We start from the raw sequence: 10760 nt of genomic DNA, 5'->3' as shown, positions 1-10760 counted from the left end.
TAGCTTTTTGTGCTGCTCACGCCGCCTCACCCCGTACGGGGAAGGCGGTTTTTCATGTCCTCGTAGCTCAGCGGAAAGAGCATCGGATTACGGATCCGAGGGCCGGGAGTTCGAATCTCTCCGAGGACGCGGGTCGGCCGCGGTAGCCCAACGGCAGAGGCAGCCGCCTCAAGCACGGCACAGTGCGGGTTCGAATCCCGCTCGCGGCACAGCTTTGCCCATGCGGGCTGGTGCAACTGGCAGCACATCCGGCTCTGAACCGGAAGGTTGGAGGTTCGAATCCTCCGCCCGCAGCAGCGTTTCCCAAGCCGCCCCCGTTACACGTCGGTGCTGCTCGGGATCACGTGAACGAAACTGCTCGTGTCGCCGGCCGGCGCCGTCTCAATGCCTGCAGGACTCCGAGCACGAGCAGCGTCAGCAGTCCCGCCACCCCGGCGAGGATCGGTTTGAGCGGCAGCGTGCCGGATCCGTCGACGGTGGCGGCGATCCAGTCGCTGATGTTGTCCGTACGGGCGCTCAGGTCCGGACCCGTGTGCGGGCAGCCGGGGCCGCTGCTCACGACCGCGACCAGCTCCGGGCCCGCGCTGCGGGACTCGGTGAAGTAGGGCCCGCCCGAGTCGTGCGGGCACGGGCTGGTGTCGGCGTGCGGCGCGCGGCCCGAGGTCTCGATCAGGCTGTCCCCGACCGCGTCGATCACGAAGCGCCCCGTCTGCAGGCGGGTCGCGGGCACATAGCCGCCGTCCCGGGCGATCAGGCCGAACCCGGTCAGGCGCAGCTTCGTGCCCACGTCAGGCGGGACAGTGCCGACGCGCAGCGGCTTGATGCCTTTCACCGGTTCCGCCAGCTCGGCCAGGGCCACGTCGGTCGTCTGCGACTGCTTCACCCCGACCACTTCGACCTCGTGGCCGCCCGTGCCCTTCACCTCCGTACGGCCGATGATCGCCGTGGTTCTCCCGGCCACCGTCCGGCTGACCCGCTTGCCGGCGCCGTCGCGGAAGCAGTGCCCCGCCGTGATCACCCACCGCGGGTCGATGAGGGCGCCGGAGCACGAGCTGTCCCGGGTGCCGCCGTCCGCCGCGGGCAGCCCGGTCATCGTCAGCAGAACCGCGAACGGGTAGGCACCCTCGCGCGCGTTCTCCCCGTTGGCGATGGCGAACGCCGGCTGCGCGGAGCCGGTCACAGCCACCACGATCGCGACACAGACCGCAAGCAACTTCGACATGCCGCCCATGATCCGAAGCCGTACGTCAGGACACCGTTGGCGTCGCCTTGACGGTTTCTTTACCCGCGCCGCGGTCGCTCTGCCCGGGACCCTGCGGCGTCCGTCGCCGCGGTTACGAACGGCGCCGCAACGCGGGCACCGCCAATACCGCCGAGGCCACCCCCACCGCAGCGAGCACCCCGGCCTGGGCCCAGTTGAAACCGAAGCCCAACCAGGGATCCTGCACCGCGATCACGAGTGGCCGAAGCGGTAGCAGTTCTCCGATCCAGGTGAGCGCGGGGGTGAGCACCTCGGGTGGGGGACCGGCGCCGCACACCATCATCATGGTGAACCAGAGCAACAGCCCGATGCCTTGAGCGGCTCGCGCGGTGGGCATGACCGCACCGAGCAGCACACCGATCGCCGCGAACATGATCACGCCCAGCGCCGTGGCGGCGACGACGCCGAGCCACGAGGCGGCCCACCGGATGTCCGAGGTGACGGCGGCCAGCCCGATCAGCAGTGCGGCGCCGGCGACCACCCCGGCCGCCAGCACGGCGAGCTGGGAGGCCAGCAGCGCGCGCACGGGGACACGTGCTGCCTGGAAACGGCGCAGCACTCCACGCTCGCGATAGGCGGCCAGATGGACGGGCAGTCCGATCACTCCGAGCGAGGCGACGACCAGGCCGATGTAGGCGGGCAGGTAATAGGTCGAGCCGCCCACACCCCGGAACACGGCGCCCTGCGGGTCGGGCGCGTCGCCGAAGACCTCGGACAACACGAACAGGACCAGGGGCGGCAGCGCGAGGGTGAACACCACCGTCACCGGCTCGCGCAGGAAGAGCTTGAGCTCGATCCAGGTCAGGGCACGCACGGAACTCATCGCGACGCCTCCGGGCCGACCAGTTGGACGTAGGCGTCCTCGAGGCTGGGGCGGCGTACGTCCAGTTCCACGTCGTCGAGGTGCGCGACGGCGAGCGTGTGACCCAGCGACACCAGGAACGGGCCCCGCCCACGGATTTCGATCCGCCCGTCGACGCGTTCGGCCGTCAGAACGCCCGGCAGCTCGGCCAGGCGGGGTACTTCTGCTTGCGGCGGCACGCTGAAGCGTACGGTCGTGCCGCCGCCGTACCGGTCGATGAGCTCGCCCGGCGTGCCGTCGGCGACCTTGTGACCGTCCTTCAGCACCGCGACCCGGTCGCAGAGCCGGAAGGCCTCGTCCATGAAGTGGGTCACCAGAACGACCGTGGTGCCGCCGCGGCGAACCTGTTCGACCAGGTCCCACACCTCGCGGCGGGCGTTCGGGTCGAGTCCGGTGGTCATCTCGTCGAGAAAGACCAGCCGCGGGCGTCCGACCAGCGCCAGCGCCACCAGGAGCCGCTGCCGCTGTCCCCCGGACAGGCTGCCGAAGCTCGCCCGTCGTCTGGCGGCCAGGCCCCACCGCTCGAGCTCCTGGCGTTCGTCGACCGGGCTACGGGCCAGCGCGGCGAAAAGGTGCAGCGCCTCGCCGACCCGGATCCGGTCGGGCAGCGCCGAGTCTTGCAGCTGGGTGCCCACAAGCCGGGCCACCCGGCCGGGTTCGGACAGCGGGTTCAGGCCGAAGACGCGGATCCGCCCGGAGTCGGGCCGGCGGAGGCCGTAGGCGCATTCCACGGTGGTCGTCTTGCCCGATCCGTTGGGTCCGAGGACGCCCACGATCTGGCCCTGTTCGACCGTCAGGTCGACTCCATCGACGGCCGGCGCCGATCCGTAGCTCTTGCGCAGATTCTCGATGCGCAGCGCGACGTCCACGCCCACAGGCTAGAGGCGTCGCCGGCCGCACCGATGCGGCCGAGGAGCCCCTTTCCGGGGTCGAAGGACCCGCTCGTCGGCGGCCGCCGAGCCTGACTGACCTTTGCCCACAGTGAACAGCACCTACCGGCCCTCGCTCGCGGGCCTTGAGTCTCTTCCGGCGGGACGGCCGTGTGGCCAAGCTGAAGGTGCGGGCAGTGCCGCCGGCGTCCGGGGGTAGCGCACCGCTGGAGGGCGTCATGGATGAGTTCGACAGACACCTCGCGCAACGCGAAGCCCACGCACGCGTAGCGGCATCCGACCGGCCGACGCGATACGGCGACGCCCTCAACCGCTATCTGGAGGCGGCCACCCGGCCGGCCGGCGTGAGTGCGCCCGCTGCCGCCCGGCCGCCGGACATCGCCGCCGCGGCCGGCCTGGTCGTGGTCGGCGCCGACGACAGCCCGGCGAGTTGCACCGCGGTCGATCAGGCGGCGATCGAGGCACAGCTGCGTGGATGGGCCCTGAAGATCATGACGGTGCGCCATCCTGGCCGGCCGGGTGGACCGGCCCGCGGAGCAGGCGCGGAGCTGCTGGAGCGATTGTCCGACCGGGTGCGTACGTCCACGCCGTCCACGGTTGTGACCAGCCGGTTCGCCGTCGGTTCGGTCTCCTCGTCGCTGTTGCTGGAGGCCCGGCACGCGGACCTGCTCGTCGTCGGGCACCGGCACGGCCGAGGGGGCTCCGCGTTCGGGCTCAGCCTGGCCCACCGGCTGGCCGGACTGCATCCGGGGGTGATGCTTGTGGTGCGGATGCCGGGCTGGCCGCCGGGACCCGGTTTCGGCAACCGGCCGTTGGTCGTCGGCGTCGAGCACGCCGGAGTGTCGACCCCGGCCGCTCAGTTCGCCCTCAGAGAGGCACACCTGCGTGGGTGCGAGCTCATAGTGGTGCGCGCCGGGCGGAGTCTGGCGTCCGCGAGCCGGGTCGAGACCGTCGACGGCGTCATCGTGCACCACCGCACCGTCGACGACGACCCGGTGAACACTCTGACGGAGCTGTCCCACCACGCGGCCGCGGTCGTGGTCGGCCGGCGGGGGAGCGGGGCGCACCCGCTGACCATGCTGGGGTCGATCAGCCGGACCATGCTGGAGCGCGCCGGGTGCCCGGTGTTCCTCGTCTGATCTCGCCGGTCCGCCGGCCGGCAGCGCCGGTGCGACGTCCGATCGGCCGCCGGTCGGCCGCCGATGCCGGCGCGATCAGCGCGGTCCGGGCCGGCGCGCCGGGCGACCGGTGACCGGCCGAGCGCCGCTGATGCCGGGTTGCCGCAGTGTGCCGCGTTCGGCGGCGTCACGCCGGCGTTCGGCGGCGTCACGCCGGCAGGGCCAGGTCGCGGCGGCGCAGCAGACCCGCTCCGGCCAGGGCCAGCAGGACGAAACCGAGGCTCAGGCCCACGAGCGGCACGGCACTCGCGCCCTCGGCCGGCACGTTCGGCACGTGGGTGAAGGGTGAAAGATCGAGCAGCCACGCGGGCAGGTTGAGCGAGGGGCCGAACATCGGCCCGGCGAATACGGCGAACACCATCAGCGTCCAGGCCAGGCCGGCCGACCAGCGCGGCAGCGCCATGATCAGAACCACGACCGCGGCACCGAGCAGGGCTATGGCCGGGAGCTGGACGAATGCGGCGCCGACCAGGTCGCCCATCAGCGACGCGGTGCCGCCGAGCACCCCGGCGCCGGTAAGAGCCATCGCCACCGCGAAGATCAGGAGCAGGCCGAGCGCGCCGGTCAGCGCGTTCACCGCGTACGCCCCCAGCCAGCGCAGCCGCGACACGGCCGTGCCCAGCACCGGCTCGAGCGTTCCGCGGATTTCGTCGTGGTGCAGCCGCAGGACGAGGGCGACCACGTAGCCGGCCACGGCCATGCCGGCGATCTGCATCATCGAGGCCCAGTAGGCGCCCAGCAACCCGGCGTCGCCGCCGAAGGTGGCGTACCACTCGGTGGCCTCGCCGGTCAGGTCCTTGATCTGGTCGCTGAGCGCCCCGAACACCAGCCCGAAGCCGAGCAGGCCGGTTGCCCAGCCCACCAGGGCCGGGCGCTGCTGACGCCAGATCAGCCCGGCCGGGCTGAGCAGGGACGGGCTCGCGTGGGCGGCGCCGCGGCGTTCGGGCCACACTCCGCGCCCCACGTCACGCCGGCCGAGGAGCACGACCGCGGCGCCGAAAAGGACGGCGCACGACAGCACCGCGAACGCCGCCGGCCACCATCGGTTGTCGGCGAACGGCCGCATCTGCTGGCCCCACCCGATCGGCGACAGCCAGGCCGGCCAGGCGCTGGTGACCCGCAGCGCAGCCGCGTCGACCGTCCCGGTCATGTTGCCCAGCGCCGCCGACAGGAAGGCCAGCCCGAGGGCCCCACCGGCCACCCCGATCGCGCCGCGCGCGGTCGACGACAGCTGCGAGGTCACCGCGGCGACGCCCGTGAAGGCCACACCGACCAGGGCGATCGACGCCCCACCGGCCAGGGCCCCGGCGACCGGCTGACCCGCGACGACCATGCCGAGTCCCAGCAGCACACCCAGCACCAGGTTCGCGCCGAGGGCGACGATCACCGCCGCGGACAGCGAGGAAAGACGGCCGGCCACTCCGGCCCGCACCATTTCCTCCCGGCCGAGTTCCTCCGACTGACGGGTGTGCCGCACGACCGCCAGCACGCTCATCATCGCGGCCAGCACGGCCAGGATCAGGGCGTCGCGGTGCAGCGTGTACCCGCCGATGTGCGCGCCGGTCACCATGCCGAGCACCCGCATGCCGGGGTTCTCGACGACGATCCGGGTGTCCGGCACGAGCAGCGCCGGGTGCTGGGTGTACTGCTTGTCGAACAGGGCGGTGGTCGCGGCCAGGAACGCGGCCATGCCGAGGATCCAGGCGGGCAGCGTGATCCGGTCGCGGCGCACCGCGAGCCGGACCAGCCGCGTCGTGCCGGCGAAGCCGTTCATGACGTCGTCACCGCCTCGGCGTCGTAATGCCGCCTGAACAGCTCCTCCAGGGTGGGCGGGGACGTGACCATCGCCCGGACCTGCAGGCCGACCAGATGCTCGAGCACCCGGTTCAGCTCGTCGGGGTCGACGCTGAACTCGGCGTGGCCGCCCTGCACACGGGCGTCGTGCACGCCCGGCCACCCGCTCACCGGGGCCGCCGGTGCGACGGTGTCGACGGCCACCGACGTACGGGTGAGGTGGCGCAACTCGTCGAAAGTGCCGCTCTCCGCCGCCCGGCCGGCCCGGATGATGGTGACCCGGTCGCACAGGGCCTCCACCTCGGACAGGATGTGGCTGGAGAGCAGGACGCTGCGGCCGGCGAGGCGCAACTCCTGCACCACGTCCTGGAAGACCGCCTCCATGAGCGGGTCGAGCCCCGAGGTGGGCTCGTCGAGCAGGTAGAGCTCGACGTCCGAGCAGAACGCGGCCACCAGGGCGACCTTCTGCCGGTTGCCCTTGGAGTAGGCCCGGATCCTCTTGGCCGGGTCGAGCTGGAAGCGCTCGAGCAACTCGTCCCGCCGACCGGCGTCGAAGCCTCCCCGCAGGTCACCGAGCAGGTCGATCACCTCGCCACCGGTGAGGTTGGGCCACAGGTTCACCTCGCCGGGCACGTAGGCCAGCCGCCGGTGCAGCGCCACCGCGTCCCGCCACGGATCGCCGCCGAGCACCTCGGCCCGGCCGGCGTCGGCCCGCAGCAGCCCCAGCAGAACACGGATCGTGGTGGTCTTCCCCGCGCCGTTCGGCCCGAGGAAGCCGTGCACCTCGCCGGTCCGCACTTCCAGGTCGAGGCGGTCCAGCGCCCTTGTCCCGCGGCCGAAGCCTTTCACCAGCCCGGATATCGCTATCGCGTTCGCCACCGGTATCACTTCCTTGTGCGACGGGATTCAGGAGACGGAGAGCTTGAGGGCGCCGCTGTAGCCGGTCGTGTTCAACGTCGTGCCGGGGACCATGACGCGGTACGTGTAGGTGCCCTTCGTGTGCCAGGTGAACGAGAACCGGTACGTGCCGTCGGAGCGGACCGCGGTGGTGGCGACGGTGCTCCAGGCGCCGTTGAGCAGCCGCTGGCGCCGCACCGTGACGCCGGCGTGGACCGGAGCGACCTTGCCGGTGAGCCGCACGGTGGTGCCGCGAGTGACAGTGGCGTCGTTCAGGGAGGCCGAGACCCGCCACCGCACGAGTGTCGGAACCACGGCGCTAACCGAGGAGAGGTACGACCAGGAGGGCGGCGCGTAGAGGCGGAACGACCCGTTCGAGGCGGGAGTCCGACGCATCGACACAGCCCCGGTGGATGTGGTTGTTGTGCTGGCCACCGTGTCCCACGTGGACGAGCCGGCCTTTCGCCACTGCAGGAAGACCTTCTGGCCGGCCACGGCGGCGCCGGCCGTGGTGGAGAGCTTGCCGGACACGGTCATTGTGGTGCCGTACGTGATCGCCGCCGGCGCGCTCACCGTCAGCTTCGTGCTTCGCTGGACGGCGTACGAGCGCAGCAGCGGCCATTGCCGAACGTCCTCGTAGGCGACCGCCCAGAAGGCCAGGCCGCGAACGCTGTACTTCTCGATCAGCGTCATCTTGGCCCGGGTGGCCTCGGCGTCGTTGTACCAGACGACGTGCCGGACACCGGTGGGATCGGTGTAGGTGAAGTACGGCGCCGCGTCGGTGGCCGACCATTGCCGGGCCGCGGCGTACTGCGTCCGCAAGGCCTCGGCCTGCTGGTAGTTGGCGGAGGTGGCGATGCCGTAGCCGTCGGGCTGAGCAGGGTCGGCCGGCCAGTCGTAGCCGTACAACGGCACCCCGATCTCGATCTTGCCGCGGGCCACCGCCGTCACGGCGTACGTGAGAACGGTGTTGACCCACGGCAGCGGCGCGACCGCTCCCGGCGGTCCGCCCCGCCAGTGGCGGTCGTACGTCATGATCCGGAAGCGGTCGACGGACGGCCCGATGCCGGCGTAGTCGAACACGGCCCAGCTCGGGTCGTCCGCCCGCGTACGCGGCCCGACCGTCACCGACAACAACCCGCCCTGAGCGTCGAGCGCCGGGCCCAGCTCGCGCAGCAGCGTGACGAACCCGCTGCGGACGGCGGCCTTGTCGGTCGCGGTGCCCCCGGAGTTCATCGTCTCGTAGTCGAGGTCGATCCCGTCGTACCCGTTGGCGGTCACGAGGGAGACCAGGGCTGCCACATGCGCGGCCCGCTGCGCCGGGGCGGCCAGCAAAGCCGCCATGGCCGGAGCGTTGAGGGATTCGGTGACCGTGGGCACGACCTTGACACCGCGGCTGCGCAGCGCGTCGACGACCGTGCGGTCACCGGCCCCCGGCTGCGGGCTGATCGTCGCCGCGCCGGTGGCCCTGTACCAGAAGGGCGACGCCTCGCCCCACAGGTCAGCGTTTGCCGTCACCGACGCCAGCGAGGCCGTCGTCGTCCAGTACGGAAGCCAGCCGTTGACCAGCCGCCGGGGCGCCGAGTCGGCGCGGGCCCCGTCGGCGGCGACCAGCGCGGCCACGACGAGCAGCAATGCGGCGAATCCGACGAACAGGCCTCTGAGAAAGCCTCGAGCCTTTCCCACAGCAGAGGTACGCACCCCGACCACCTCCCGTGCGCGGGTCGGTCCTCCCCTCAATCTGACCCGGGGACCCGGGCGCTTCCATGGCCGATGGGCCTGATCCGGTCCGTCGGACGGCCTGATCTGACAACCCGCCGGCCACGTCGAGAGGAGCTTCAGGCCTGTCGCCGCGGGACTCGTGACCCTCATGATTTGCGAGCCGGCACCGCCCGTGGCCGCCCGACGCCGCGGGCGATCGAAGCCAGCGCCACCTGCACAGCCGGCTCGCTTTCGCGCACGCAGGCGCAGCCGTCACCGTGAGCGTCCCGGTGCCAGGCGATCAGGTACTGCAGCGATGGGCGTCTCCCGGCGGGTCGTCCGGCCCGCGGACCGGTGCCTCCGCCCTTGTCATATCGCTGTGCGGCAATGCCCGTCAGAGGTGAAAGTCCTCGGCGACGGGTGGGGCCGGACGCCGGTAAGCCGGTCCGCCGGGCAATGACGCGCGGACGAGACCACCGTCGCCGGCGCAGCCTCGTACGAACGTGACTTCCGGGTCGCGCAGGGGCCCTTCGACTCTGCCGCGGCCGGCTCGACCGGCACAGCGTGAAGGTGGGTCGCGGCCGCCCGAAGGCGGCACCGGTGCGGAAGGAGCGGGCGATATGACTACCTCGGCTGAGAAAACGGACGTCCTCGGTGTTCTGCGCGAAGCGGTGGCCGAGAACGGCGCGGGCCGGGTCTTCGGGGAACCGGTGGCCGGGAGCGGCACGGTGATGCTGCCGGTCGCGAAGATCAGCGGCGGCGGTGGTGGTGGGGACGGCGTCGGTCCGGTTGCCGAAGGTCAGCCCCAAGGCTCGGGCGGCGGCTTCGGCACGGCAGCGCGCGGCCTGGGTGTCTTCGTGCTCCGGGACGGCCGGGTCACCTGGCACCCGGCGATCGATATAAATCGGATCGTGCTCGGCGGCCAGATCGTTGCCGTCACAGCGCTCATAGTGGTGCGCGGCCTGCTTCGCGAGCGGCGGGCACGCCGTCGCCCGGCCTTCCCGATGGTTTCGCGACCGACCGCCCAGGCTCGGCGTATGCGAAGGCGATGACAACGTGGGAGGCCGTCCGGCCTCCCACATCCGGTCACCGCGCCGCTCAGACGGTGGCCAGCAGGATGCCCGCGGCGGACAGCAGGAGCACCACCGCGGCCGCCGCGACAGCCGTGGCCGCCGCTGGAGTTGGCGTGGTCCCGCCGTTCGCCCGGCCGAGCCTGCCGTTCGCCTGGCCGAGCCTGCCGCGAGCGACGGCCACGGCGGCGCCGACCAGGACGACGCCGACCGTCAGGGTGGCCAGCGCGGCGGTGACCGAGCCGGGGAAGTAGGCGCTGGTGACAGCCGGGACGATGACCAGCGCGCCGGCCGCCGCTACGACGAGCACGACCAGGTCACGCAGTGCGACGGCCGCTACCACGAGTGCGAACACTGTGCCCGCAGCCAATAGCGCCTCCCAGCCCGCCTGGGCCAGGGTGGCCGCGGCGGCCACTGCGGCCAGAGCGCCGAGCACGCGTCCCAGGTGAGCGGGCCGGATCACCTCGCCCCAGCTCAGCAGGCCCCACGCGAGCCCGGTGGCCCAGATTCCGGCCCAGGGCAGCAGATCGGGGCCGGGCAGCAGATCGACCAGAGCAGCCGCCATGACGAGCAAGGACAACCAGGCCACGACGTGCTGCAGCGGGTGGCGATGCGCGGCCCAGAAAGCCGAGGCGCAGATCACCGCGCCGGCCGCGGCAACGGCCATCGCCTCTTCGGCGTTCAAGCCGAGCAGGTCTCGTCCGGCGAGGAGGAGCCAGGCGAACGTGGTGGCCGTGGCGCCGGCCCACAGGACAGCCCGGAGCCGACCGGCCGGACCGTCAGCGCGCGGCGGTGTCAGACGGCCGGCGGAGGCCAGTACGAGCGCGGACAGACCCACGACGATGAGCCGACCGGCCGTGCCGATCTCGGTCCAGTACTGACTGCTGATGACAATGAGGGCGATGGCGACGAGGCTGCCGCCGACATACCCCAGACCTTCGGCGATCAACGAGCGGTGCGACGCCTCGGGTGGAAGGTCCGCCCGCATGCGGTTCGCCTGCTCGGTTGTGATCACACCGGAGTCGGCCCAGCGGTCGATCTCGCGGGTCAGGTCCGCCGATCTCATGGTGTGCTCCTTGCCGTCCGTGCGGCCGGCCCGCCCGCGCT

Annotated in this window: 9 protein-coding genes and 3 tRNA genes; 5 read left to right on the top strand and 7 right to left on the bottom strand. The window is 72.0% G+C overall.

The genetic code is table 11. The annotated features are described in order from the left end of the window. Positions 1–56 precede the first annotated feature (56 nt). The 3 genes from C8E87_RS41395 to C8E87_RS41385 all read left to right on the top strand — a co-directional run bounded on the left by C8E87_RS41395 (position 57) and on the right by C8E87_RS41385 (position 294). Positions 57–129 (top strand) — tRNA-Arg (locus tag C8E87_RS41395). A 7-nt stretch (positions 130–136) separates the two neighbouring features. Beyond that, positions 137–209 (top strand) — tRNA-Leu (locus tag C8E87_RS41390). A 12-nt stretch (positions 210–221) separates the two neighbouring features. After that, positions 222–294 (top strand) — tRNA-Gln (locus tag C8E87_RS41385). A gap of 46 nt (positions 295–340) precedes the next feature. On the opposite strand, the gene C8E87_RS41380 is transcribed toward C8E87_RS41385, so the two are convergent. From C8E87_RS41380 to C8E87_RS41370, 3 genes are all read right to left on the bottom strand, one after another. Beyond that, the gene (locus C8E87_RS41380) at positions 341–1222 is read right to left on the bottom strand and encodes a S1 family peptidase (RefSeq protein ID WP_133878787.1); all 882 of its coding nucleotides are present in this window, start codon (positions 1220–1222) and stop codon (positions 341–343) included. 112 nt (positions 1223–1334) lie between these two features. Further along, complete coding sequence (locus C8E87_RS41375) at positions 1335–2084, bottom strand: ABC transporter permease (RefSeq protein ID WP_133878786.1); 750 nt, start codon at positions 2082–2084, stop codon at positions 1335–1337. Continuing rightward, positions 2081–2992 (bottom strand): ABC transporter ATP-binding protein, encoded by a 912-nt coding sequence (locus tag C8E87_RS41370; RefSeq protein ID WP_133878785.1) that lies wholly within the window; start codon positions 2990–2992, stop codon positions 2081–2083. The genes C8E87_RS41375 and C8E87_RS41370 overlap by 4 nt, the downstream gene beginning before the upstream one ends. A 239-nt stretch (positions 2993–3231) precedes the next feature. Here C8E87_RS41370 and C8E87_RS41365 point away from each other — a divergent pair, with 239 nt between their 5' ends. Then, entirely contained in the window at positions 3232–4152 is a 921-nt protein-coding gene (locus tag C8E87_RS41365) for a universal stress protein (protein ID WP_133878784.1), read from the top strand. Positions 4153–4339: 187 nt separating this feature from the next. On the opposite strand, the gene C8E87_RS41360 is transcribed toward C8E87_RS41365, so the two are convergent. The 3 genes from C8E87_RS41360 to C8E87_RS41350 are packed head-to-tail and all read right to left on the bottom strand — an operon-like array spanning position 4340 to position 8583. Then, positions 4340–5965 carry an ABC transporter permease gene (locus tag C8E87_RS41360; RefSeq protein ID WP_133878783.1) on the bottom strand — a complete coding sequence of 542 codons (1626 nt, stop codon included), beginning with the start codon at positions 5963–5965 and terminating at the stop codon, positions 4340–4342. Beyond that, positions 5962–6864, bottom strand: coding sequence for an ABC transporter ATP-binding protein (locus C8E87_RS41355; protein ID WP_438866554.1), 903 nt, complete (start codon positions 6862–6864; stop codon positions 5962–5964). The genes C8E87_RS41360 and C8E87_RS41355 overlap by 4 nt, the downstream gene beginning before the upstream one ends. A gap of 27 nt (positions 6865–6891) precedes the next feature. Next, positions 6892–8583, bottom strand: a complete 1692-nt coding sequence (locus C8E87_RS41350; protein ID WP_166661454.1) for a glycosyl hydrolase family 18 protein — start codon at positions 8581–8583, stop codon at positions 6892–6894. Between the two features lie 620 nt (positions 8584–9203). Here C8E87_RS41350 and C8E87_RS41345 point away from each other — a divergent pair. Then, the gene (locus C8E87_RS41345; RefSeq protein WP_203720885.1) at positions 9204–9635 is read left to right on the top strand and encodes a sporulation protein; all 432 of its coding nucleotides are present in this window, start codon (positions 9204–9206) and stop codon (positions 9633–9635) included. Between the two features lie 46 nt (positions 9636–9681). Here C8E87_RS41345 and C8E87_RS41340 read toward each other — a convergent pair whose 3' ends face one another. Then, a complete protein-coding gene (locus tag C8E87_RS41340) occupies positions 9682–10719 on the bottom strand; it encodes a DUF2157 domain-containing protein (protein ID WP_133878781.1) in 1038 nt (345 codons plus the stop codon). Positions 10720–10760: the final 41 nt, after the last annotated feature.

Source organism: Paractinoplanes brasiliensis, from assembly GCF_004362215.1.
Taxonomy (GTDB): Bacteria; Actinomycetota; Actinomycetes; order Mycobacteriales; family Micromonosporaceae; genus Actinoplanes; species Actinoplanes brasiliensis.
The sequence above is the reverse complement of the archived record's forward strand: the minus strand, read 5'-3'. Positions and strand labels throughout refer to the sequence as shown.